We start from the raw sequence: 23,669 nt of genomic DNA, 5'->3' as shown, positions 1-23,669 counted from the left end.
CCATGACGACTTCCGAACCTTCCGGCAGCGACCGGCAGCGGCCGAACTTCATCGAGCGCCGCCGCGAGAAGATCCGCGCCGAGATCGAGCGCAACCGCCGCGGCGAGTACACGGTGCCGACGTGGGTGCTGGCGGTCGCGCTGGTGGCGATCGTCGGCGCCTGGCTGGCCCTGATCTTCCTCGCCTGATCCCGGCCGGCGCCGGCAACCGCTGACCCCGTCGGGCCAGCGGTTGGCCCGGCCGGGTCGGCTCCACGGGTACCCGCCCGACGCCGTCGTGGCAGCTCGTCCGGTGCCGCGACCACGCGGCCCGCGCCGCCCGCCGGGCGCGACGCGGACCCGGGCGAGGGGGAGAGGCGACCGATGGGCGAGGACCGGCTTCCACAACCGCAGCGGGGCGTCCGGGGCGGTGACGACCCCGGGCCCCGGGCCGCCGTGCGGGACCGGCAGAACCCGGACCTGCTGACCCCACCGCCGACCGACGCGGGCACCGTGCCCAACCTGCGGTTCTCCTTCTCGGACGCGCACACCCGCATCGAGCGGGGCGGCTGGACCCGCGAGGTGACCCAGCGCGAGCTGCCGATCGCCACCGAGCTCAGTGGCGTCGACATGCGGCTGGAACCGGGCGCGTACCGGGAGCTGCACTGGCACCAGCAGGCCGAGTGGGCGTACGTGCTGGCCGGCAGCTGCCGGATCGGCGCGGTCGACCAGGAGGGCCGCACCTTCCTCGACGACGTCCGCGCCGGCGACCTGTGGTTCTTTCCCAAGGGGGTGCCGCACCACATCCAGGCCCTCGACGAGGGGGTGGAGTTCCTGCTGGTCTTCGACGACGGCGCGTTCTCCGAGAACGGCACCTTCCTGATCAGCGACTTCTTCGCGCACACCCCGCGGGAGGTGCTGGCGCGGAACTTCGGCTGGGCGCCGGAGCAGCTGGCGAGGCTGCCGGAGCGGGAGAAGTACATCTTCGCCGGTCAGGTGCCGCCGCCGCTGGAGCAGGATCGGGTGATCAGCCCGACCGGGGACGTGCCGAGCACCTTCAGCCACCGGCTGCTGGCCCAGCAGCCGCAACGGTTCCCGGGCGGCTCGGTGCGCGTCGCCGACGTGTCGAACTTCGCTGCCGCGACCACCATCTGCGCCGCGCTCGTGGAGATCGACCCGGGCGGGCTGCGCGAGCTGCACTGGCACCCCACCGACGACGAGTGGCAGTACTACATCTCCGGGCAGGGCCGGATGGGCGTCTTCGCCGGCACCGGCGTGGCCCGCACCTTCGACTTCCGCGCCGGCGACGTGGGCTACGTGCCCTTCGCGTACGGCCACTACATCGAGAACCTGGGCAGCGAGCCGCTGGTCTTCCTGGAGATGTTCCGCGCGCCACGGTTCGCCGACATCTCGCTGGCCCAGTGGATGGCGAACACACCGCACCAGGTCGCCGCGGACACCCTGAACCTGCCCCGCGAGCTGATCGAGGCGCTGCCCCGGGACAAGCGGCCGGTGGTCCGCTGAGCGACGCCGGCGCCGCCCGGGTCAGTCCGGACGGCCGGCGAGGCGGGCGGCGTGCCGGCCGGCCGCGGCGGCGGCCAGGAAGTAGGCGTGGTCGGCGTCCAGGCCGCGGCCCATCGTGGACAGCGGCACGGGAGTGGTGCGCAGCGCGGCGTCCAGCCCGTCGGTGGGCACCCGGACGATCCGGTGCCGCGCCGCCAGCGGAGCGAGCGCGGCGTCGACCTCGGCGGCCAGCGCCGGGTCGAGCCCGTCGGGCACCACCAGTTCGGCGGGGGCCAGCGCCACCCGGCCGTACGCGGTGAGGCTGTGGTGCGACACGCCCCGGTGCCGGGGGCGGGGGTCTGCGGCGGAGATCCGCAGCGACCCGACGGCGCGCCCGCCCAGCGCCGCGATCGCGTTGACCGCCTCGCCGACGGCCACCCCGGAGAAGCCCCAGCGGGTGCCGGTGCCCAGGTTGCCCGGCCCCTGGGCGACGATCGCGAGGTCGGCGTGGAGCACGTGCCGGGCGGCGAGCAGGCCGCTGTGCAGGGTGGCCGCCTCCAGGTCACCGCCGAACGCCTGCCCGACGCTGACCGTGCCCACCAGTTCGTCGCGCAGCCCGGCGAGGGTGCGGGAGAACCAGGCGGGCAACGCCCCGCCGTCGGTGAGCAGGTACGCCACCCGCGCGTCGGGGGCCTCCGCGCGGATCCCGGCCAGAATCGCCGGCAGCGCCGAGTGCAGGTCGGCGGTGACCACCGGCAGTCCGGCGACGTCCTCGGCCGCCGCGAGCACCGCCCGGTGCGGCGAGGCCTCCTCGTCCACGCCGAGCAGGATCGGCTGCAACGGGGTGTAGCGGGCCTTGACCAGGTGCCCGGTCTCCCGGCTGTCCCGCGCCTGCGGCGGGTCCGGCGGCAGCCGGTCCGGCAGCGCCACCACCAGCGCGTACCCGCCGGTACCGAGGCCCATCAGCAGGGCACCGGCGTTGAGCAGCACCCGGTCGCCGGGCTCGGGCCGGCCGACCAGGTCGGGGTAGGCCAGGGCCCGCATGGTGCCGCCGTCGGGCAGCTCGACGTCGAGCTCGACCGCCCCGGCCCACTGCCGCCGCAGCGCCGTCACCGTTCCCGACCGCCATCGCACCATGCCCGGCACGCTAGCGGGCGCGGTGACCGCCCCCGGCGCGCGGGGCGGATCACGGCGCCCCGGGCGGGGTGTGCTCGCCGGGGCGGCGGTGTCCGGGCGAGGGCGCTCGGGGACCGGACCGGGTCAGGACGCGGTGGGCGGGTCCGCCGGGCCGGGCCGGGTCCGCCGGACGGCGCCGGGCAGCGACCGGGTCGGGTCGAGGAACACGTACCGGATCTCCGGGTAGCGGCCGGTCAACCGGCGCTCGGCCGCCTCGGCCGCGGCCTCGATGTCCGCGCCGGTCGCCGCGTCGTCGAAGTCGACCTTCGCGGCGACCAGGATGTCGGCCGGCCCGAGCTGCATGGTGAGCAGCGTGTCGATCCGCTGCACGGCGGGCACCCCGGCCAGCTCGCCCCCGATCTCCCGACCCAGCCGTTCCGGCACCGCCCGGCCGACCAGCAGGGACAGGTTGCGCAGCGCCAGGTTGACGGCCACCACCAGCAGCAGCAGGCCGATCAGGATCGAGGCGATCCCGTCGTAGAGCTCGTCGCCGGTCAGCTCGGACAGCGCCACCCCGGCGGCGGCCAGCAGCAGCCCGACCAGGGCGGCGCTGTCCTCCAGGAAGACCGCCCGGACCGTGGTGTCGCCGGTCAGCCGCAGGTAGCGCACCGGCGTGGTGCGCCAGCGCCGGGACTCGGCGCGGACCTGGCGGGCGGCCCGGGTCAGCGAGACCGACTCGAGGACGAACGAGACCGCCAGCACGACGTACGAGGCCAGGTAGTCGCCGCTGTGCTCGTGCACCAGGATCGTGGTGACGCCGTGGGTGACGGCGAAGCCGGCCCCGGCGACGAAGGTGAACAGCGCGGCCAGGAAGGCCCAGACGTAGCTCTCCTTGCCGTAGCCGAACGGGCGCCGGGCGTCCGGCGGCCGCGCGCCGCGGCGCAGCGCCAGGAAGAGCAGCACCTCGGTGGTGGTGTCGGCGACCGAGTGGATCGCCTCGGAGAGCATCGCCGCCGAGCCGGAGATCAGCCCGGCGACCAGCTTCGCCACCGCGATGGCGAGGTTGGCGGCGCCGGCGACGACGACGGTGCCGACGCTCTCGGTCCGGACGCTCCGCGCGGCCACCAAATCACCATATGGCGGGCCGGCGCCTACCGCCGGGGGACCCGGCAGCCGGCCGCCGCCCGGCCCACGGCGCGTGGGTGCGCGTTCCCGGCGCGCGGGCTGCTAGCGTTACCGCGTGTCGCGGACCCGCACCGAACGCCTGGTCAACCTGGTGATCTGCCTGCTGTCCACGCGACGGTTCCTGACCGCCGCGCAGATCGCCGCGACCGTGCCCGGCTACGAGCACGACCCGGACGACGCCCGCGACCACGAGGCGTTCCAGCGCAAGTTCGAGCGGGACAAGGCCGAGCTGCGGGAGCTGGGCGTACCGCTGGAGACCGGGACGGCGAGCGTCTTCGACGCGGAGCCCGGCTACCGGATCGCCCGCCGGGAGTACGCGCTGCCCGACATCCCCCTGGAACCGGACGAGGCCGCCGCGGTGGGCATCGCCGCGCGGCTGTGGCAGCACGCCGGCCTGGCCGCCGCCGCCTCCTCGGGGCTGGCCAAGCTGCGCGCCGCCGGCGTCGACGTGGACCCGCAGGCCACCCTCGGCCTGGAGCCGATGGTCACGGTCGACCCGGCGTTCGCGCCGCTCACCGCCGCCGCCCGGGACCGCCGGGAGGTCACCTTCGACTACCGGGTGCCGGACCGGGACTCGCCCGGCCGGCGCCGCCTCCAGCCGTGGGGCGTGGTCTGCTGGCGCGGCCGGTGGTACGTGGTCGGGCACGACCTGGACCGCGCGGCCACCCGCTGCTTCCGGCTCTCCCGGGTGGTCGGCGCGGTCCGGGTCACCGGCCAGCCGGGCGGCTACCAGCCGCCGGCCGGGGTCGACCTGATCAGCCACGTGGCCCGCTGGTCCGGCCCGGTGGAGCGGGCCGGTCGGGCCACCGTGCTGGTCGCCCCGGGCCGCGCCGCGGGGTTGCGCCGCTGGGCGGTGAGCGTCACCACCGGCGGTGACGCCGACCGGCTGGTGCTGCCGTACGCCGACCCGGACTCGCTCGCCGGGCAGCTGACCGGTTACGGCCCGGACGTGCGGGTGCTCGACCCGCCGGAGGTACGCGAGGCGGTCATCCAGCGGCTCAAGGAGATCGCCGCCCGGCACGACGAGCTGGCCGGCGCGGGAGGTGCCCGATGACCCGCCCGGCCGCCCGGGGCGGCTCCCGGGCCTCGGCCGACCGGCTGGCCCGGCTGCTCAACCTGGTGCCCTACCTGCTGGCCCGCCCCGGCATCCAGATCGCCGAGGCGGCCGGTGACCTGGGCGTCACCGAGCGGCAGCTGCGCGAGGACCTGGAACTGCTCTGGGTGTGCGGGCTGCCCGGTTACGGGCCCGGCGACCTGATCGACATGGCCTTCGACGGTGACCGGGTCACCATCACCTACGACGCCGGCATCGACCGGCCGCTGCGGCTCACCCCGGACGAGGCGCTCGCCCTGGTGGTGGCGCTGCGGATGCTCGCCGAGACGCCCGGCGTGGCCAACCGGGAGGCCGTGGAGCGGGCCCTCGCCAAGATCGAGGACGCGGCCGGCGACCTGGTGGCCGCGCCCGTCGAGGTCCGGCTGCCCGCCGACACCCGCCGGGTGCAGGAGCTGCGGGCCGCCGTCGAGAGCGGCCGGGCGCTGCGGATCACCTACTACACGGCTGCCCGGGACGAGACCACCGAACGCGTGGTCGACCCGCTGCGGATGCTGATGGTCGGCGGCCGGGCGTACGTGGAGGCGTGGTGCCGCCGGGCGGAGGCGGTCCGGCTGTTCCGGGCCGACCGGATCGACGCGGTCGCCGAACTGGACGAGCCGGCCGTGGTGCCGCCGCAGGCCCGCCCGCACGACCTCACCGAGGGCGTGTTCCGGCCCGCGCCGGACCTGCCGCTGATCACCCTGCGGGTGGGGCGGAGCGAGCGGTGGATCACCGAGTACTACCCGTGCGAGCGGGTGGAGGCCGGCGACGGCGACCAGTGGCTGGTCTCGCTGCGTGTCACCGACCTCGGCTGGGCCCGCCGGTTCGTGCTCGGCCTGGGCCCGGAGGTCACCGTGGTCGCCCCGGTCGCGCTCGCCGAACAGGTGCGCGCAGCGGCGGCCGCCGCGCTCGACGCGTACGCCACCCCGGCGCCGAGCCCCGCGCCCGCGCAACCGGCCGGCGGACCCGACACGCCGGCGGCGCCGTCCGCCGATCCGGCGGTGACGGCGGGCGCCCAGTAGGCTGGCCGCCGTGGTGACGTGGATCGTGCTCGCGGTGGTGCTGGTCGCGCTCGTCGGGTTCGCCCTGGCCGTCCGGACGGTGCTGGCCCGGCTGCCCCGGCTGCGCCGCGCGGCGCTGGCCCTGCAACGGCGGGCGACCGAGGCGGAGGCGCTGCGGGAGAGCGCGGAGAGCCTCCAGCAGCGGGCCGAGACGCTCCAGGAGCAGCTCGACACCGCCCAGCGGCGGATCGAGCTGATCAAGGCGAAGCGCGACTGATCGACCGCTGTTGTCGTCCCTGCGCGATCCGGGCGGGTTGCGCGCAGGAGCGATCGGGCGCCGGCGGTTGACGGGACACGCGGGGTTGGTCAAGACTTCACCGGCCGGGCCGAACCACCGCCGCCCGGCGGGTGGCAACGGCCGTCGACGCACGTACGATGGGCTGCGACACACCCCTTGCCAGACACACAGAGCGACTGGAGCTTCCCATGGGTGCCCTCAAGCCGTGGCACATCGCCGTACTCGTGGTCGTGCTGATCCTGCTCTTCGGCGCGAAGCGGCTCCCCGACGCGGCCCGCTCGCTGGGCCGCTCGCTGCGGATCATCAAGGCCGAGACGAAGAGCCTGCAGGACGACGACCGCGACCTGGCCGAGAAGGCCGACGCGCAGGCCGGCTACCAGCCGCTGCCGCCGCAGGTCGGGCAGCAGGCCCCGCAGCAGGCGCCCTACCAGGCCCCGCCGCAGCAGCAGCCGGTCGTTGACCCGGTGCAGCGCGTCCGCGACAACTGACCGAGGGGCCCGACACCGTGGCCTTCGCTCTCCGTAAGCGCGGTCCGAGCAAGTTCGCCCGGGCCGCCGACGGCTCGATGACCCTCATCGAGCATGTCCGTGAGCTGCGCGACCGGCTGTTCCGCGCCTCGCTGGCGATCGTGGCGGGTCTGATCGTCGGATTCTGGCTCGCCCAGCCGGCCTTCGACCTGTTGAAGGAGCCCTACTGCAAGCTGCCGGGTGCCACCGACGCGCTCGGTCAGTGCCAGCAGTTCCTGCAACTGTCGCCGGCGGACGGGTTCATCCTGAAACTGAAGCTGGCGCTCTGGATCGGCCTGATCATCGGGGCGCCGGTCTGGCTCTACCAGCTCTGGGCGTTCATCGCGCCCGGCCTGCACCGCCACGAGCGTAAGTGGGCCTACGTCTTCGTCTCGATTGCGGCCCCCTTGTTCGCCGGGGGCGCCGTGCTCGCCTACCTCGTCGTGGACAAGGGACTGTCCTTCCTGATGGAGTCCGGCGTTACCGGGCTATCCACGCAGCTCGAGGTCACCCGATACATCTCGTTCGTCACCAACATGATTCTGCTGTTCGGCGTGGCGTTCGAGTTCCCGCTGATCCTGCTGATGCTCAACTTCACCGGGGTGGCGAGCGCCCGGCGGCTGCTCGGCTGGTGGCGAGCCGTCATCTTCATTTGTTTCGCATTCGCGGCGATCGCCACTCCGGACCCGGGTCCGTTCGGCATGACGTTGCTGGCGCTCTCGTTGTCCCTGCTCTACTTCCTCGCTATCGGCGTCGCGTTCCTCAACGACCGGCGTCGGGGGCGCGGTAAGGAGGTCTACGCCGGCCTTGCCGACGACGAGGTGTCGCCGTTGGAGTTCGACCGGGAGCCGGTGGAGGCCGGGGAGCGGGTCCACGCCTCCGCGCCGATCACCGCTCCGGAGCCGGTCGCCGCGCCGGCCCCGATCGACCGCCGCTACGACGACATGACCTGACCGGCCCGCACGTCGTGACCGCAGCGGAAGCCGCCCCCGGTGGGTGGCTTCCGCTGTTCCGGTAGCCGGGTCACCGGTGGCGGGTCCGCTCCTGCGCCAGCCGGTGCAACACCCGGGGCATCCGCAGGAACGCGACGAGACCCACCCCGCCGACGATGTTGCCGAACACCGACCAGGCGAGCGCGTCGAGCCAGTCCAGGTAACCGAAGGGCGCCCTGCCGGCGGTGCGCGCGGCGAACATGAAGATCGAGTCCAGCACGCTGTGGAAGAGTTGCCCCGCGGCGAGCAGGGCGCCGAACAGCAGCGCGGCGACCAGCCGGATGCCAGCAGCAGCGCGGCGAAGCCGATGCCGAACGCCGCCCCGGCCAGCAGCGGTTCCCCGGTGACCTGCGCGACGAGCAGGTACGCCAGCACGCCGGTACCGACGTCCACGCCGCCGAGCAGACCCGTGACGACCACGGCCGGGCCAGCCGCACCGTCCCTCCTCGACCAGCCGGCCGAAGGCCTCCTCGACCTCCGGCTCCGGCCGCGCGGGTGCGGCGAACCGGCCGGGACGCTTGTCGGGCATGCGGTGTGTCCCCGGCGGCCTGACCGTTGAGCGTCCGGCGGTGACGCCGTCCGGACAGGCGGTGACGACCGGCCGGCGGAGGCTGGCGGCGTCGGCGTTGGCGGTACCGTGCTCGCCGTGACCGCAGACGATCACCCCTCCGTGGCCCCCGCCGGTGCCGTCGCCGTGCTGGCCAACCCGACCGCCGGCCGGGGGCGGAACCGGGGGCTGCTGCCCGGGCTGCTGGACCGGCTCTCGGCCGCCGGCCGGCCGGTGCGGCTGCTCGAGGCGCGGAGCGCCGACCAGGCCGAGGCGGCGTGCCACGCGGCGGTCGCCGACGGGGTGGCCGCGCTGGTCGCGGTGGGCGGCGACGGCACCGTGCACCGGGCGCTGCAGGCGGTGGCCGGGACGGCGATCCCGTTCGGCCCGGTGCCGGTCGGCACCGGCAACGACTTCGCCGTCGACACCGGCTACCCGGCCGACCCGCTCGCCGCCGTCGAGGTGATCGTCGACGCGCTGCGCGCCGGCCGGACGCACCCGGTCGACCTGGCCCGGCTGACCGGCGCGGACGGCGCCCGCCGGTGGTACGGGGCGGTGCTCGCCGCCGGCTTCGACGCGATCGTGAACGAGCGCGCCAACCGGATGCGCTGGCCGCGCGGTCCGCGCCGGTACGACCTGGCGATCCTGGTGGAGCTGGCCCGGCTGCGGCCGCGCCGCTACACGCTGCGCCTCGACGGCGAGCCGCAGGAGGTCGACGCGGTGCTGGTGGCGGTCGGCAACGCGCCCAGCTACGGCGGCGGCATGCGGATCTGCCCGGCCGCGGACCTGACCGACGGGCTGCTCGACGTGGTGGTGGGCGGGCGGTTCGACCGGCTCACCCTGATGCGGGTCAAGCCGCGCATCTACCAGGGCACCCACGTGCGGCATCCGCTGGTACGCAGCTACCGGGTCCGGGAGGTGGAGCTGGCGGCCGAGGGCATCACCACGTACGCCGACGGGGAGCGGGCGCTGGACCTGCCGGTCACCGTCACGGCCGTGCCGGCGGCGTTGCGGCTGCTGCGCTGACCCGGACCGCGCCGACGCTGGCCACGATCACCAGGCCGATCGCCAGCACCTCCGGCACGCTGAGCGCCTGACGCAGCACCAGCCAGCCGGCGAGGGCGGCGATGGCCGGGCCGAGGCTCATCAGCACGGCGAAGGTGTGCGTGGGCAGCCGGCGCAGGGCGAGCAGTTCGAGGGTGTACGGCAGCACCGAGGAGAGCAGGGCGACCGCGCAGCCGAGCGCCAGCACCGTCGGGTCGAGCAGGGCCGGGCCGGCCCCGAGCAGCCCGGCGGGCAGGGTGAGCAGCGCGGCGACGGCCAGCGCCAGGGCCAGCCCGTCGGCGCCCGGGAAGCGCCGGCCGACCCGGGCGCTGAGCACGATGTACGCCGCCCACATCGCGCCGGCCGCCAGCGCCAGGCCGGCGCCGACCGGGTTGAGCCGGTCGAAGCCGCCCTGCCCCAGCAGCGCCACCCCGACCGCGGCGAGCCCCACCCAGCACCAGCTGGCCATCCGGCGGGCGGCCAGCACGGACAGGGTCAGCGGGCCGAGCACCTCCAGGGTCACCGCCGGGCCCAGCGGGATGCGCTCGATGGCCTGGTAGAACAGCGAGTTCATGCCGGCCAGCGCGACGCCGAACGCGGCGGCCGCCGCCCAGTCGCCGCGGCCGTACCCGCGCAGCCGGGGCCGGCACGCCGCGAGCAGCAGCACGGCGCCGACGGTCAGCCGCAGGGTCACCGCCCCGGCCACCCCGGAGCGCGGGAAGAGCAGGGTGGCGACGGCCGAGCCGAACTGCACCGACAGCGCTCCGCCGAGCACCAGTCCCACCGCCCGCAGGCCGCCGCGCGGGCGCGGTGCCACGGCGGCGGGGGCGGGCGGGACGGGGCGCAGGGTGTCGGTCACCCGTCCGACGCTAGGAGCCGGTGTCGCCGCGCGGAAATGCCGGTTCGCCCGCGCTTATGCTTGGCGGTCATGACCGTTGAGCTGCGCCACCTGCGGGCCTTCCTGGCCATCGCCGAGGAGGGCAGCATCACCCGGGCCGCCGCCCGGCTGCGGCTCACCCAGCCCGCGCTCTCCCGCACGCTGCGCCAGCTGGAGACCCACCTCGGGGTACGCCTCGCCGACCGCTCCACCCACCACCTGGCGCTCACCGCCGCCGGCCGGGCGCTGCGCGACCGCGCCGCCGCGGCGGTGGCCGCCGTCGACGACGCGCTCGACCCGGCCCACCTGGGCGGGCGGCCGATCCGGCTGGGGCACGCCTGGTCGGCGCTGGGCGGGCACACCGTGGCCCTGCTGCGCCGTTGGCGGCAGCACCACCCGGGTATCCCGCTGGAGCTGCTGCGCATCGACGAGCGCACCGCCGGGCTGGCCCGCGGCCGGGTGGACGTGGCCGTGCTGCGCCAGCCGGTCGACCTGCCCGGGGTGCGGACGCTGCGGCTGCTCGACGAGCCGCGGCTGGCCACCGTGCCGGCCGACAGCCCGCTCGCCGGCCGGGCCGACCTCCGACTGGCCGACCTGGTCGACCAGCCGATCGCGGTGAACGCGGCGACCGGCACCACCACGCTGGAGCTGTGGCCGGCCGGCCGGACGCCCGCCACGGTGGTGCCGGTGGCCAACACCGACGACTGGCTGGCCGCGATCAGCGCCGGCCGGGCCGTCGGGGTCACCACCGCGGCGACCGCGGCGATGTATCCCAACCCGGCGGTGGCGTACCTGCCGCTGACCGACGCGCCCGCGGTCACCGTGCTGCTGGCCTGGCGGGAACCGCCCGGCCACGCCGCCGTCGCCGACCTCGTCGCGCTGGCCCGGGACACCGTCCGCGGCTGAGCCGCCGCCCCGGGACCGGCTCAGCCCGGCAGGGCCAGGTCGAGCACGGCGCCCAGGCCGTTCTCCCGACCGGCGTCGGCGGCCGGGAGCACCAGCACGGCGCAGCCGGCGCGCACCGCTCCCGCGTCGGCCGGGGTGTCGCCGACCATCAGCGCCTGCTCGGGGTCGACGCCGAGCATGCCGCAGGCGCGCAGGAAGATGCCCGGGTCCGGCTTGCAGCGCCCCACCTCGTACGACAGCACGAACGCGTCGACCAGGTCGGCCAACCCCCAGGCCTCGAAGTGCGGCCGGATGTCGAAGCCGATGTTGCTGACCACGGCCACCGGCACCCCCGCCTCGCGCAGCGCGTCGAGGGTGGGCCGGGTGTCCGGGTAGGGGACCCAGCCCTCGGGGACCAGCACCCGCTCGTAGAGCGCGTCGGCGAAGCCGTCGATGCCCGCGTCGACCAGCTCGGCGAGCCCGGTGTACGCGCCGCGGTGCGCGTGCGGGTAGAGGTCGCGGTCGGCCCAGAGCTCGGCCAGCCGGGGCGGCACCCGGGCCGGCAGCGGGCCGCCCGCCCGCCCCGCGGTGAGCAGCCGGTCGGCCAGCGCGGTCGCCCGGGCCCGCTCGAGGGTGACCCCGCACGCCGTGGCCGCGGCCACCACCCACTCGCGGGGCTCCTCCACCTGGGCCAGGGTGCCGTGGAAGTCGAACAGGACCGCCTTCACGGGCCGGCGGGACGCCCTCGGGCCGCCGGCGGCGGCGCTGCCCGGGGCGGGTGTCTGGGGCGGTTCGGCATGGTCCGGCACGTGCTGCACCCTACCGACCGGCTCCGCCGGCCCGGAGCGGGCGGCCTTGTCCGGTGTCGTCCGCCGCCACGCACTAATCTTGGTGGCATGTCGAGCCCCGCCGAGCGGTACGCCGCGGCGCGCCGCCGGGCCGCGCAGGCCTCCCAGTTCCCGGCGCTGGACGAGTTCGCCCTTGACCTGGGGTTCGATCTCGACGACTTCCAGCGCGAGGCGTGCCAGGCGTTGGAGCGGGGCAGCGGGGTGCTGGTCTGCGCGCCCACCGGCGCCGGCAAGACCGTGGTCGGGGAGTTCGCGGTGCACCTGGCGCTGCGCGGCGCGCCCGGGCAGCCGGCCGACGGCGCCCGGCGCAAGTGCTTCTACACCACGCCGATCAAGGCGCTGTCCAACCAGAAGTACCACGACCTGGTCGACCGCTACGGCGCGGAGCAGGTCGGGCTGCTCACCGGCGACAACGCGATCAACGGCGACGCGCCGGTGGTGGTGATGACCACCGAGGTGCTGCGCAACATGCTCTACGCCGGCTCGGCCACGCTGGACGGCCTGGCGTACGTGGTGATGGACGAGGTGCACTACCTCGCCGACCGGTTCCGCGGCGGGGTCTGGGAAGAGGTGATCATCCACCTGCCCGCCTCGGTCACCCTGGTCTCGCTCTCGGCGACCGTCTCGAACGCCGAGGAGTTCGCCGACTGGCTGGTCACCGTGCGCGGCGAGACGGCCGTGGTGGTCAGCGAGCACCGGCCGGTGCCGCTGTGGCAGCACATGCTGGTCGGCAAGCGGATGTTCGACCTGTTCCACGACGCCGACGCGGCCCGCAAGCACGACGTGCACCCGGAGCTGCTGCGCTACACCCGGGACACCATGCGCCGGCTGGAGCTGGGCGAGGGGCGCAGCGCCGGCCCGGGCGGCGGGCGGCGCGGGCCGCGGTGGCGCGGCCCGATGCGCCCGGACATCGTCGACCGGCTGGACCGGGAGGGGCTGCTGCCGGCGATCCTGTTCATCTTCAGCCGGGCCGGCTGCGACGCCGCGGTGCAGCAGTGCCTCGCCGCCGGGCTGCGGCTCACCTCGCCCGAGGAGCGGGCCGAGATCCGCCGGGTGGTCGAGTCCCGGATCACCGCGATTCCCGGCGAGGACCTCTCGGTGCTCGGCTACTGGGAGTGGCTCGACGGGTTGGAGCGCGGGCTGGCCGCCCACCACGCGGGCATGCTGCCGGCGTTCAAGGAGGTCGTCGAGGAGCTGTTCGTCCGGGGGCTGGTCAAGGCGGTCTTCGCCACCGAGACCCTCGCCCTGGGCATCAACATGCCGGCCCGCTGCGTGGTGCTGGAGCGGCTGGTGAAGTACAACGGCGAGGCGCACGTCGACCTGACCCCCGGGGAGTACACCCAGCTCACCGGCCGGGCCGGCCGGCGCGGGATCGACGTCGAGGGGCACGCCGTGGTGGTCTGGTCCCCGGAGACCGACCCGCGGCACGTGGCCGGTCTCGCCTCCACCCGCACCTATCCGCTGCGGTCCAGCTTCCGGCCCTCGTACAACATGGCGGTGAACCTGGTCGGCACGGTCGGCGCGGAGCCGGCCCGGGCGCTGCTGGAGTCGTCGTTCGCGCAGTTCCAGGCGGACCGGTCGGTGGTCGGTCTGGCCCGGCAGGTGCAGCGCAACACCGAGACCATCGAGGCGTACGGCGCGGAGGCGGCCTGTCACCACGGTGACTTCGACGAGTACTTCGCGCTGCGGGTGGCGATCGCCGACCGGGAGCGCGCCATCGCCCGGCAGGGGCAGAGCCAGCGCAAGGCGGCGGCGGTGGCCTCGCTCGAGCGGCTGCGGGTGGGCGACGTGATCCGGGTGCCGTCCGGCCGGCGGGCCGGCCTGGCGGTGGTGCTGGACCCGGCGACCGGCGGGTTCGGTGAGCCGCGACCGCTGGTGCTCACCCAGGACCGCTGGGCCGGGCGGGTCAGCCCCGGCGACTTCACCACGCCGGCCGAGGTGCTGGCCCGGATCCGGGTGCCCAAGCACTTCAACCACCGCTCCCCGGCCGCCCGGCGGGATCTCGCCGCCGAGGTCAGCGGCACCGGGCTGGACCGGCACGGCGGCCGTCGCGGCGGGCGGTCCCGGCAGGCGGCCGGTGACGACCACCGGCTCAGCCAGCTCCGCGCCGAGCTGCGCGGGCACCCCTGCCACGCCTGCCCGGACCGGGAGGAGCACGCCCGCTGGGCAGAGCGGCGTCGCCGCCTGGAGCGCGACACCGAGGAGCTGCGGCAGCGGGTGGCCGGGCGGACCGGCTCGCTGGCGCGTACCTTCGACCGGATCGTCGCGCTGCTCACCGCGCGCGGCTACCTGGCCCCGGACGGCGCGGTGACCGACGCCGGCCGGATGCTCGGCCGGATCTGGACCGAGGCCGACCTGCTGGTCGCGGAGTGCCTGCGGCGCGGGGTGTGGGACGGGCTCTCCCCGGCCGAGCTCGCCGCCGCGGTCTCCGTGGTGGTCTTCGAGGCGCGCCGGGACGTCGACGAGCGGGCCTCGCTGCCGCGCGGCGGGGTGTCCGAGGCGGTGGACGCCACGCTGAAGCTGTGGAGCGAGATCGAGGCCGACGAGGCGTCCCGCGGGCTGGCGGTGACCCGGGAGCCCGACCTGGGCTTCGCCTGGCCGATCTACCGCTGGGCCCGGGGCGAGGCGCTGGCCAAGGTGCTGGCCAGCGGTCACGAGATCGACGGCGAGATGCCGGCCGGCGACTTCGTCCGGTGGGCCCGGCAGGTGGTCGACCTGCTCGGCCAGCTCGCCGACTCCGGCGGCGCCTCCGCGGACCTGCGGTCCACCGCCCGGCAGGCGATCGGCGCCGTCAACCGGGGCGTGCTGGCCTACCACGCCGCCGCCTGACCGGCGCGGGGCTTGAGCCGCGCAGCAGGGCCCTGATCGACACCAGGTCGCCGACACGGTGTCCGGCTCGCCCGGACACCGCCATGTCGCCGCGATGGAGTCGATCACTACCGCCCGCTCAAGCACCGGCGGACCGCGGACGGGGCGGCGACCGGGCCGGCGGGGGTCAGGAACGGGTGGCGAGGGCGTCGACCAGCCGGCGGGCGGAGCCGGCCAGGTTCCACCGCTGGGCCAGCTCCAGCAGCCGCTCCGGGTCGGCCGGGGCGGTCGGCAGGTCGGTGGGCAGCGCCGGCAGCGGCACGTCGAGGGCGACCCGGACCACCTTCGGCGCCACCGCGAGGTAGTCCCGGGCGGCGGCGAGCTTGGCGCGCAGCCCGGGGGCGAAGCCCGAGTTCGGGTCGTCCAGGGCGGCCAGGATGCCGGCGATGTCGCCGTAGCGGGTCACCAGCCGGGCCGCGGTCTTCTCGCCGACGCCGGGCACGCCGGGCAGCCCGTCGCTGGGGTCGCCGCGCAGCGCGGCGAAGTCGGCGTACCGGTCGGCCGGCACCCCGTAGCGAGTCCGCACCGCGGCGTCGTCGCAGTCCTCCAGCTTGGCCACCCCGCGCCCGACGTAGAGCAGCCGCACCGGCCGGGCGTCGTCGACCAGCTGGAACAGGTCCCGGTCGCCGGAGACCACCTCGACCGGGGCGCGCTGGGTGACCGACAGGGTGCCGAGCACGTCGTCGGCCTCGTAGCCGGCCGCGCCGACGGTGGTGATGCCGATGGCGTCGAGCACCTCCAGGATCACCGGCACCTGCGGGGTGAGGGTGTCCGGCACCACCTCACCCCCCTCCGGCGCCAGCCGGTGCGCCTTGTACGACGGCAGCAGCGCCACCCGCCAGTCGGGCCGCCAGTCGTGGTCGAGGGCGCAGACCATCCGGTCGGGCCGGCGGGTGCGGATCAGGGACGCCAGCATGTCGAGGAAGCCCCGCACGGCGTTGACCGGGCTGCCGTCCTCGGCCCGGGCGGCGGACTCGGGAATGCCGAAGTAGGCCCGGAAGTAGAGGCTGGGGGAGTCGACGAGCATGATCGGGGGTTGCTGTGCCACGTCCGACAGCCTGGCACAGCCCACCGACGATCGGGGGGACGGCCCGCCCGCCCGCCGTCAGGTCCGGTCGTCCCGCCGGTAGTAGGTCTCCCGGCGGGCCACCCACTGCAGGCCGTAGCTGACCAGCAGCAGCAGGATCGCGGCCGTCACCTCGATCCAGGCGGTGGCGCCGTCGGCGACGGTCAGGCCGACGACCAGCAGCAGCAGCCCGAGCAGCGCGAGGACGCCGGACCAGAGCAGCCGGCGACGGCGCGCCGCGGCGCGGTCCGCCTCGTTCGCTGCCACCGTCATCGGTCCTCTCGTCCGTCGCCGCCCGGCCGGGCGCCCGTACCCAGGCTATCGACGCGCCGGCCGCCGGAGGGCGGAACCGGGATGCGCCCGGCGGGCGGCTCAGCGGGCGGCCGGCACCGGGGCGGGGTGTTCCCCGGGCTCGCGGTCGTGGTCGGTGAGGTCGCGCAGCCGCCGTACGGGGGAGAGCAGCAGCACCAGCGGCGCGCCCACCACCGCGCCGGCGAAGAGCAGCAGCGTGACCCGGGCGTCGAGGGCGGCGGCCAGGGCGCCGGCGACCAGCCCGCCGACCGGGATCGCTCCCCAGGAGACGAACCGGACGGTGGCCATCACCCGGGCCAGCAGCTCGGGCGGGCTGGCGACCTGCCGGTAGGTGCGGGTGGTCACGCTGAGCACCACCGTCCCGACGGCGAAGACGACGTTGCCGGCCGCGAACGCCAGGTACGCGGGCCAGCCCGTGCCCAGCGGGACGAGCACCGCCCCGCCGACGGTGACCCACGAGGCGAGGACCAGCGCCCGGGCGGTGCCGAGCCGGGCCGTGATCCGCGGGGTGAGCGCCGCCCCGACCAGCGCGCCGACGCCCTCGACGGCGAGCAGCACGCCGACCAGGCCGGCCGGGGCGTGCAGCTCCCGGACCAGGTAGAGCGGGTAGAGCGCGAACTGGGCGCCGCAGACGACGTTCATCGCGGTGGCGGCCCACATGCTCGGGCCCATCACCGGGTGGCGCACGACGAAGCGCCAGCCCTCGCGGATCATCGCTCCGACCGGCGGCCACCGGTCCGGCGCGTCGGCGCGCCGCGCGGGCAGGGTGCGCAGCAGCACCGCCGAGACGAGGTAGCTGGCCGCGTCGACCAGCAGGGTCGGCACCGCGCCGAGCGCCTGCACCGCGAGCCCGCCCAGCGACGGGCCGCTCAGCTGGGTGGCGGCGTGGGTGGCCGAGGTCAGGCTGTTGCGGGCGTGCAGCTGGTCCCGGTCGACGATGCTGGGCAGGAAGGTCATGTTGGCCACGTCGAAGAGCACGTTGGCGAAGCTGACCACCAGGGCGGTGACCACCAGGTGGGCGACGGTCAGGTGACCCCACCACCAGGCGAGCGGGATCGACGCGACGGCCGCCGCCCGGGCCAGGTCGGCGCCGACCTGCGCGCCGCGCAACGGCAGCCGCTGCACGATGACGCCGGCCGGCAGGCCGATCACCAGCCAGGCCACGTAGCTGGCCGCGGCGATCAGGCCCATCTCGAACGCGCTGGCGTCCAGCACGGTGAGCGCGGTCAGCGGCAGCGCGATCGCGCCGACCGCCGACCCGACCTGGCTGGTCGTGCCGGCGGTCCACCAGCGCCAGAACACCCCGGCTCGCTGTCCGACGTCCATGGCGTCCGCCCCCGTTCCGTCGAGCCAGTCAGTTCCAAACTGAAACGGACTATAGTCGGGGCGACGGTGACCGGTGAAGGGGTGGGGTGTGCGGCGGGCCGACCTGACAGACGCGGACTGCGGCATCGCGCAGGCGCTGGGCGTGCTCGGCGACTGGTGGACGTTCCTCATCGTGCGCGACGTCGCCGGCGGCACCACCCGCTTCGACCCGCTGCACCGCGCCCTCGGGGTGAGCCGGCGGGCGCTGGCCGAGCGGCTGGCCGGGCTGGTCGAGCACGGTGTGTTGGAGCGGCGGGCCTACTCGCAGCACCCGCCGCGCTTCGACTACCTGCTCACCGCCAAGGGCGAGGCGCTGCTGCCGGCGCTGATCGCGCTCCAGGACTGGGGCACCCGGCACGTGATGGGCGACGGCGGCCTGACCGCCACCGCCGCGGCGGACTCGGCCGAGGCGCGGCGGGTGCACGACCTGGCCGGCCGGCGGCTGCCCGAGGTGGTCCTGCCCGGCCCCGACGGGCGGCCGGTGGCCCCGGCCGACGGGCGCCGCTGGAGCGTGCTCTACTTCTTCCCCGGCGCGTTCGCGCCCGGTGCCCGGGACCTGCCGCCGGGCTGGGGTGAGATCCCGGGCGCGACCGGCTGCACGCTGGAGTCGACCACGTACGCCGCCCGGGACGCCGACTTCCGCGCCGCCGGGGCCCGCATCGTCGGGGTCAGCACGCAGCGCCCCGACCAGCTGGCCGACTTCGTGGCGTACGCCGACCTGCCCTTCCCGCTCCTGTCCGACCAGGACGGCCGGCTCGCGGCCGGGCTGCTGCTGCCCACCTTCCGGGCCGGCGGGGTCGAGCGGTTCAAGCGGCTGAGCCTGCTGGTCGATCCGGGCGCCGTGGTCCGCGCGGTGCAGTTCCCGGTGACCGACCCGGCCGGCTCGGTGGACGAGATGCTCGACCTGGTCCGCCGCAGGTCGGACGCGGCGGGGCCGGTGGGTGGACCGGCGGACGGAGCGGGCTGACGGGTCGCCAGCCGGCCCCCGGGGTGAGCCGGGCCCGGGTGGGGCCCCGCCGCCCGGCGGGACCCCACGGGCCGGCTCAGGCGGGCAGCCGCCAGACCTGGTTGGCGCCGCCGAAGCAGTCCCAGATCTGCAGCCGGGTGCCGTCGGCGGAGCTGTTGTCGGTGGCGTCGAGGCACTTGTTGGACTGCGGGTTGCGCAGCGTGCCGTTGGCCTGGGCCTGCCAGACCTGGGCGCCGGTGCCGTTGCAGTCCCACAGCTGGACCTTGGCGCCGTTGGCGGTGGAGCCGCTGGCCACGTCGGCGCACTTGCCGAGGGCGCGCAGGGTGCCGTCGCCGCCCACCGTCCAGCGCTGCGCGTTGGTGCCGTTGCAGGTCCAGAGCTGGATCGCGGTGCCGTTGGCGGTGCTGGCGGCCGCCACGTCGACGCACTTGCCGGCGATCCCGGTGATCGGGCCGGTGCGCCCGGTCGGCGGCGGGGTGCCGCCCATGACGGTGTCGTAGATCGCGCTGACCAGTGAGGTCGAGTCGTTCCGGTCCTGGGACAGCTCCCAGTTCATCATCCCGCCGGCGTTGGCCAGCGCCCACTGGGTCTTCCGTTTGACCGTCGGTACGCCGTTGTAGCACTGCTGGACGCCGCCGACCGTGGTGCAGTCCCGGTTGGCGTTGGCCGGGTCCATGCCCACCAGCGCCGAGTAGGTGTAGTAGCCGGGCCGGCTGTAGAACGGCACGCCGAGCACCGCCTTGCCGGCCGGCAGGCCGCGCGCCTTCCACCCGTTCACGCTGTTGATCGACCAGTCGTAGTTGGCGTGCGGGCTGCCGCCGTCGTACGCCATGATGTTCAGCCAGTCGACGTGGCCGAAGACCGCGGTCGGCACGCCCTGCACGTAGTAGCCCTCGGACACCACGGCGGCGGTGAGCAACTTGCCCCGGCTGTGCAGGGCGCTGCCCAACTGCTGCATCAGCAGGCTGTAGTTGGTGGCCGAGGCGCCCGGGTCCGGGTACTCCCAGTCCATGTCGACGCCGTCGAGGTTGTACTGGTTGACGAAGTTGACCACGTTGTTCACGAACGCGGTGCGGGTGCTGGAGTTGGCGGCGAGCGCCTCGAACGCGGAGTCGTCGCCGTTGTTCCAGCCGCCGATGGCGATCGAGATCTTCACGTTGTTGGCGTGCCCGAGCGACACCAGTTGGGACAGCTTGCCCGGGTTCTCCACGGCGCGCAGGCTGCCGTTGCTGTTCGGCAGCACGAACGCGTAGTTGATGTGGGTGAGCTTGCTGTACTGGACGGCGTTGACGTCGCCGCTCCAGGACGGCAGGTAGCCGACGCTCTTGAAGTTGTTCGGCAGCACGGCGGCGGCGGCCGGGGACGGCGTGGCGAGGGCCAGGCCCGCGCCGGCGGTGACCAGCGCGAGCAGGCCGGCCGCGAGGGCCGAGCGGGGACGGGGATGTGGTGAGGACATCGCGGGCCTTCCCGTGGGCGGGCGGTGGCGACCGTGCCGCCGGGCCGGTGCCCGGTGGGCCGGGCGCCGGCGCGACGGACGGATCGGAACGGGAGGGTGCGCATCCTCGGGGAGCCAAATCTTAAAGAGTGTTAACGGTTTGCGTCAATGACGGCTCTCGATGAGTGGGAGAGCGCTTTCCCGTGCGCGGGGCGGCTGGGTCACCGCCCGAACGACCGTTAAGCTGACCGGGTGGGAACCGACGAGCTCTACCCGCCGGGCCGGCTGGCCGCCGCGCGGCGCGCCACCGCCGCCGCCGGCCTGGACGCGCTGCTGCTCACCCCCGGCTCCGACCTGCGCTACCTCACCGGCTACGACGCGCACGCGGGCGAGCGGCTGACCTGCCTGGTGCTGCCCGCCGAGGGCGAGGCGACGCTGATCGTGCCGACCCTGGAGCGGCCCGCCGCCGAGGCGTCGCCGGCCCCGGCCACCGGGGTGCGGATCGTCGACCACGCCGACGGCACCGACCCGTACCCCCTGGTCAGCGCGGCCCTCGGCGGGCCGGTCGGCGCGGTCGGGCTGGCCGACCGGATGTGGGCGGAGCAGGTGCTCGCGCTGCGCGCCACGCTGCCCGGCGCCGAGCAGCGGCTCGCCGGCGAGGTGCTGCGTGAGCTGCGGATCCGCAAGTCGCCCGCCGAGGTGGCGGCACTCGCCGAGGCCGGCGCGGCGATCGACGCGGTGCACGAGCGGATGGGGCAGTGGCTGCGCCCGGGGCGCACCGAGGCCGAGGTGGCCACCGACATCGCCGCGGCGATCCGCGCCGCCGGGCACGTGACCGTCGACTTCGTCATCGTCGCCGCCGGGCCGAACGGGGCCAGCCCGCACCACGGCACCTCCGACCGCCCGATCGGGGCCGGTGAGCCGGTGGTGGTCGACATCGGGGGCACCATGCCGTCGGGCTACCGCTCCGACTGCACCCGCACCTACGTCGCCGGCGGCCCGGCCCCGGCCGAGTTCACCGAGTACTACGCGGTGCTGCACGCCGCCCAGCGCGCGGCGGTGGCCGCGGTGCGCCCCGGGATCACCGCCGAGGCGGTCGACGCCGCCGCCCGGGAGCCGATCGCCGCCGCCGGCTTCGGCGCCGCGTTCCTGCACCGGACCGGGCACGGCATCGGTCTGGACGGGCACGAGGAGCCGTACGTGGTGGCCGGCAACCCCCGGCCGCTGGAACCCGGCATGGCGTTCTCCATCGAACCGGGCATCTACCTCGCGGGCCGGCACGGCGCCCGGATCGAGGACATCGTCGTCTGCACGACGGACGGCGGACAACGGCTCAACACCACCCCCACGGAGCTCATCGCGCTATGACTGTCGACCGGATCCTCCCCACCGACGAGGCCCACGACCTGCTGGACCTCGCCACCGAACTCGCCGACCGGGAGCTCGCGCCGCGGGCCGCCGGGTTCGAGGAGCGCGCCGAGTTCCCCCGGGAGGTGCTGCGCACCCTCGGCCGGGCCGGCCTGCTCGGCCTGCCCTATCCCGAGGAGCACGGCGGCGCCGCGCAGCCGTACGAGGTCTACCTCCAGGTGCTGGAGATCCTGGCCAGCCGGTGGCTGGCGGTCGCCGAGGCGGTCAGCGTGCACACCCTGTCCTGCTATCCGGTGGCCGCCTTCGGCAACGCCGAGCAGCGCAAGCTGCTGCCCGACATGATCGGCGGCGAACTGCTCGGGGCGTACTGCCTCTCCGAGCCGCAGGGGGGTTCGGACGCCGCCGCGCTGACCACCCGGGCGGTCCGCGACGGGGACGCCTACCTCGTCTCCGGCACCAAGGCGTGGATCACCCACGCCCGGGTCGCCGACTTCTACAACATCTTCTGCCGCACCGGCGGGCCCGGCCCGAAGGGCATCTCCTGCCTGCTCGCCGACGCCGGCACCCCGGGGATCGCCCCGCAGGCCGCCGAGCGGACGATGGGCCTGCACGCCTCCCCGGTGGCGCAGATCGCCTTCGACTCCGCCCGGGTCCCCGCCGACCGGCTGATCGGCGGGGAGGGGATGGGCTTCACCATCGCGATGTCCGCGCTGGACTCGGGCCGGCTGGGCATCGCCGCGTGCGCGGTGGGGCTGGCCCAGGCGGCGCTGGACTACGCGGTCGGCTACGCCAAGGAGCGGCAGCAGTTCGGCCGGCCGATCATCGACTTCCAGGGGTTGGGGTTCAACCTCGCCGACCTGGCCACCCAGATCTCCGCGGCCCGGGCGCTGACGCTGGCCGCGGCCCGGCTGCGCGACGCCGGCCGGCCGTACTCGATCGAGGCGGCCAAGGCGAAGCTCTTCGCCACCGACATGGCGATGCGGGTCACCACCGACGCGGTGCAGGTGCTCGGCGGGGCGGGCTACGTGGCCGACCATCCGGTGGAGCGGTACATGCGGGAGGCCAAGGTGCTGCAGATCGTCGAGGGCACCAACCAGATCCAGCGGCTGGTTATCTCCCGGGCGCTGGCCAAGGGCTGACGCAGCGTCGCGCCGCCGGTGCGGTGGGTCCACCGCACCGGCGCGGGCCGTTCGACTGCGGGCCGCGTCGTCGCCGTCGGGCGGTTTTACCGGTAGGTTGCACGCCGTGGAGGAGATCGACCGCGCCATCGTCGCAGCCCTGACCGTTGACGGCCGGCTGTCGTACACGGATCTGGCGGAGAAGGTGGGCCTGTCGGTCTCGGCCGTGCACCAGCGGGTGCGCCGGCTGGAGCAGCGCGGGGTGATCAAGGGGTACGCCGCGCGGGTCTCCTTCGAGGCGTTGGACCTGCCACTGACCGCGTTCGTGGCGATCCGGCCGTTCGACCCGTCGCAGCCGGACGACGCGCCGGAGCGGCTGGCCCACCTGCCGGAGATCGACTCCTGCTACTCCGTGGCGGGGGAGGACTTCTACCTGCTGCTGGTGCGGGTGGCCGGCCCGGCGGACCTGGAACGGGTGCTGCAGGAGATCCGCACCGCGGCCAACGTGACCACCCGCACCACGGTGGTGCTCTCCACCCCGTACGAGGGGCGGCCGCCGAAGGTCAGTGCCGAACCCCCGATGCGGGGACGGTCCCGGGTGCCGGGAGAGGTGGCTGGTTCCAGCGCCGGATGACCTGTCGGCCGTGCTCGTGGCCGAGGGTGCTGACCGTCGCGGTGTCCAGCCGCAGCCGGCCGCCGGCCGCGGGCGGCAGTCCGATCCAGCGGGCGCCGGCCACCCGGAGGCTGTGCCCGTGCGCGACCAGCGCCACGTGACCCTTGTCCAGCAGGGGAGTGACCCGGGCCAGCACCCGGTCGAGCCGGGCGCCCACCTGGTCGGGTGACTCGCCGCCGGGGCAGCCGTCGGTCCACAGGTTCCAGTGCGGGTGGTCGGCGTGGATGTCGGCGCTGGTGCGACCCTCGTACTCGCCGTAGTTCCACTCGGCGAGGTCGTCGTCGGTCTCGCCGACGGTGAGCCCGGCGAGCTGGGCGGTGCGCACCGCCCGCTTGCGGGGGCTGCTCAGCACCGTGACGAAGTGCCGGCCGGCCAGGAACGCGCCGACCATCCGGGCCTGTCGCTCACCGTCCGGGGTGAGCTCCAGATCGGTGTACGAGGTGTGCCGGTGACTCGCGCTCCAGGTGGTCTCGCCGTGCCGGATCAGCAGGATCTCGCCCATTCGTCCAGTTAACCAGGCACCGGTCTCCGACGTTCACCTAGTGTCCTAGGACGCTCCAGTGGGTGTGTGCCCGGTAACCACGTTTCCGGTCACCGGGCACGGGCATGCACCGCATCGAGGGC

Annotated in this window: 24 protein-coding genes; 14 read left to right on the top strand and 10 right to left on the bottom strand. The window is 75.3% G+C overall.

What is annotated here, in order from left to right:
- The first annotated feature begins 2 nt into the window (after positions 1-2).
- Positions 3-188, top strand: a complete 186-nt coding sequence (locus tag AC1WTP_RS11185) for a hypothetical protein (protein WP_481649146.1) — start codon at positions 3-5, stop codon at positions 186-188.
- Between the two features lie 174 nt (positions 189-362).
- Positions 363-1,502 (top strand): oxalate decarboxylase family bicupin, encoded by a 1,140-nt coding sequence (locus tag AC1WTP_RS11180; protein ID WP_481649145.1) that lies wholly within the window; start codon positions 363-365, stop codon positions 1,500-1,502.
- A 21-nt stretch (positions 1,503-1,523) separates the two neighbouring features.
- Here the strand turns inward: AC1WTP_RS11180 and AC1WTP_RS11175 are convergent, their stop codons facing one another.
- A complete protein-coding gene (locus tag AC1WTP_RS11175; RefSeq protein WP_481649144.1) occupies positions 1,524-2,618 on the bottom strand; it encodes a DUF3866 family protein in 1,095 nt (364 codons plus the stop codon).
- Positions 2,619-2,741: 123 nt separating this feature from the next.
- Positions 2,742-3,722, bottom strand: a complete 981-nt coding sequence (locus AC1WTP_RS11170; protein ID WP_481649143.1) for a cation diffusion facilitator family transporter — start codon at positions 3,720-3,722, stop codon at positions 2,742-2,744.
- Between the two features lie 115 nt (positions 3,723-3,837).
- On the opposite strand from AC1WTP_RS11170, the gene AC1WTP_RS11165 reads away from it, so the two are divergent.
- From AC1WTP_RS11165 to tatC, 5 genes are all read left to right on the top strand, one after another.
- A complete protein-coding gene (locus AC1WTP_RS11165; RefSeq protein ID WP_481649142.1) occupies positions 3,838-4,836 on the top strand; it encodes a helix-turn-helix transcriptional regulator in 999 nt (332 codons plus the stop codon).
- Positions 4,833-5,897 carry a helix-turn-helix transcriptional regulator gene (locus AC1WTP_RS11160; protein ID WP_481649141.1) on the top strand — a complete coding sequence of 355 codons (1,065 nt, stop codon included), beginning with the start codon at positions 4,833-4,835 and terminating at the stop codon, positions 5,895-5,897. Before AC1WTP_RS11165 ends, AC1WTP_RS11160 begins: the two co-directional genes overlap by 4 nt.
- Positions 5,898-5,907: 10 nt before the next feature.
- Complete coding sequence (locus tag AC1WTP_RS11155; RefSeq protein WP_481649140.1) at positions 5,908-6,153, top strand: DUF5320 domain-containing protein; 246 nt, start codon at positions 5,908-5,910, stop codon at positions 6,151-6,153.
- A 209-nt stretch (positions 6,154-6,362) separates the two neighbouring features.
- A complete protein-coding gene (tatA, locus tag AC1WTP_RS11150; RefSeq protein ID WP_481649139.1) occupies positions 6,363-6,662 on the top strand; it encodes a Sec-independent protein translocase subunit TatA in 300 nt (99 codons plus the stop codon).
- A 17-nt stretch (positions 6,663-6,679) separates the two neighbouring features.
- Positions 6,680-7,633 (top strand): twin-arginine translocase subunit TatC, encoded by a 954-nt coding sequence (tatC, locus tag AC1WTP_RS11145; protein ID WP_481649138.1) that lies wholly within the window; start codon positions 6,680-6,682, stop codon positions 7,631-7,633.
- 70 nt (positions 7,634-7,703) lie between these two features.
- On the opposite strand, the gene AC1WTP_RS11140 is transcribed toward tatC, so the two are convergent.
- A complete protein-coding gene (locus AC1WTP_RS11140) occupies positions 7,704-8,201 on the bottom strand; it encodes a hypothetical protein (protein WP_481649137.1) in 498 nt (165 codons plus the stop codon).
- 108 nt (positions 8,202-8,309) lie between these two features.
- On the opposite strand from AC1WTP_RS11140, the gene AC1WTP_RS11135 reads away from it, so the two are divergent.
- A complete protein-coding gene (locus AC1WTP_RS11135; protein WP_481649136.1) occupies positions 8,310-9,245 on the top strand; it encodes a diacylglycerol kinase in 936 nt (311 codons plus the stop codon).
- Here the strand turns inward: AC1WTP_RS11135 and AC1WTP_RS11130 are convergent.
- A complete protein-coding gene (locus tag AC1WTP_RS11130; RefSeq protein WP_481649135.1) occupies positions 9,208-10,122 on the bottom strand; it encodes an EamA family transporter in 915 nt (304 codons plus the stop codon). The genes AC1WTP_RS11135 and AC1WTP_RS11130 overlap by 38 nt on opposite strands.
- Positions 10,123-10,191: 69 nt before the next feature.
- Between AC1WTP_RS11130 and AC1WTP_RS11125 the strand changes: the two genes are divergently transcribed.
- Entirely contained in the window at positions 10,192-11,046 is an 855-nt protein-coding gene (locus AC1WTP_RS11125; RefSeq protein WP_481649134.1) for a LysR family transcriptional regulator, read from the top strand.
- A gap of 20 nt (positions 11,047-11,066) precedes the next feature.
- Here AC1WTP_RS11125 and AC1WTP_RS11120 read toward each other — a convergent pair whose 3' ends face one another.
- Positions 11,067-11,834, bottom strand: a complete 768-nt coding sequence (locus tag AC1WTP_RS11120) for an HAD family hydrolase (protein WP_481649133.1) — start codon at positions 11,832-11,834, stop codon at positions 11,067-11,069.
- An 87-nt stretch (positions 11,835-11,921) separates the two neighbouring features.
- Between AC1WTP_RS11120 and AC1WTP_RS11115 the strand changes: the two genes are divergently transcribed.
- Positions 11,922-14,702: a DEAD/DEAH box helicase gene (locus tag AC1WTP_RS11115; protein WP_481649132.1), complete on the top strand. Its 2,781-nt coding sequence runs from the start codon at positions 11,922-11,924 to the stop codon at positions 14,700-14,702.
- 166 nt (positions 14,703-14,868) lie between these two features.
- Here the strand turns inward: AC1WTP_RS11115 and AC1WTP_RS11110 are convergent, their stop codons facing one another.
- The 3 genes from AC1WTP_RS11110 to AC1WTP_RS11100 form a co-directional block, all read right to left on the bottom strand.
- Positions 14,869-15,768: a 5'-3' exonuclease gene (locus AC1WTP_RS11110; RefSeq protein WP_481649187.1), complete on the bottom strand. Its 900-nt coding sequence runs from the start codon at positions 15,766-15,768 to the stop codon at positions 14,869-14,871.
- Positions 15,769-15,846: 78 nt separating this feature from the next.
- Entirely contained in the window at positions 15,847-16,080 is a 234-nt protein-coding gene (locus AC1WTP_RS11105) for a hypothetical protein (protein WP_481649131.1), read from the bottom strand.
- Between the two features lie 99 nt (positions 16,081-16,179).
- Positions 16,180-17,445 carry an MFS transporter gene (locus tag AC1WTP_RS11100; RefSeq protein WP_481649130.1) on the bottom strand — a complete coding sequence of 422 codons (1,266 nt, stop codon included), beginning with the start codon at positions 17,443-17,445 and terminating at the stop codon, positions 16,180-16,182.
- 88 nt (positions 17,446-17,533) lie between these two features.
- On the opposite strand from AC1WTP_RS11100, the gene AC1WTP_RS11095 reads away from it, so the two are divergent.
- Entirely contained in the window at positions 17,534-18,451 is a 918-nt protein-coding gene (locus AC1WTP_RS11095; protein WP_481649186.1) for a winged helix-turn-helix transcriptional regulator, read from the top strand.
- A 76-nt stretch (positions 18,452-18,527) separates the two neighbouring features.
- On the opposite strand, the gene AC1WTP_RS11090 is transcribed toward AC1WTP_RS11095, so the two are convergent.
- On the bottom strand, positions 18,528-19,907 hold the full coding sequence (locus AC1WTP_RS11090; RefSeq protein WP_481649129.1) for a glycosyl hydrolase family 18 protein: 1,380 nt from the start codon (positions 19,905-19,907) through the stop codon (positions 18,528-18,530).
- Between the two features lie 231 nt (positions 19,908-20,138).
- Between AC1WTP_RS11090 and AC1WTP_RS11085 the strand changes: the two genes are divergently transcribed.
- The 3 genes from AC1WTP_RS11085 to AC1WTP_RS11075 all read left to right on the top strand — a co-directional run bounded on the left by AC1WTP_RS11085 (position 20,139) and on the right by AC1WTP_RS11075 (position 23,006).
- Positions 20,139-21,254 carry a M24 family metallopeptidase gene (locus tag AC1WTP_RS11085; protein ID WP_481649128.1) on the top strand — a complete coding sequence of 372 codons (1,116 nt, stop codon included), beginning with the start codon at positions 20,139-20,141 and terminating at the stop codon, positions 21,252-21,254.
- Complete coding sequence (locus AC1WTP_RS11080; RefSeq protein ID WP_481649127.1) at positions 21,251-22,393, top strand: acyl-CoA dehydrogenase family protein; 1,143 nt, start codon at positions 21,251-21,253, stop codon at positions 22,391-22,393. Before AC1WTP_RS11085 ends, AC1WTP_RS11080 begins: the two co-directional genes overlap by 4 nt.
- 106 nt (positions 22,394-22,499) lie before the next feature.
- A complete protein-coding gene (locus AC1WTP_RS11075) occupies positions 22,500-23,006 on the top strand; it encodes an Lrp/AsnC family transcriptional regulator (protein WP_481649126.1) in 507 nt (168 codons plus the stop codon).
- On the opposite strand, the gene AC1WTP_RS11070 is transcribed toward AC1WTP_RS11075, so the two are convergent.
- Positions 22,936-23,547, bottom strand: coding sequence for a histidine phosphatase family protein (locus AC1WTP_RS11070; RefSeq protein WP_481649125.1), 612 nt, complete (start codon positions 23,545-23,547; stop codon positions 22,936-22,938). The genes AC1WTP_RS11075 and AC1WTP_RS11070 overlap by 71 nt on opposite strands.
- Between the last annotated feature and the right edge of the window lie 122 nt (positions 23,548-23,669).

This window comes from Micromonospora sp. R311, assembly GCF_056780015.1.
This window is presented reverse-complemented; position numbering and strand designations above follow the sequence as displayed.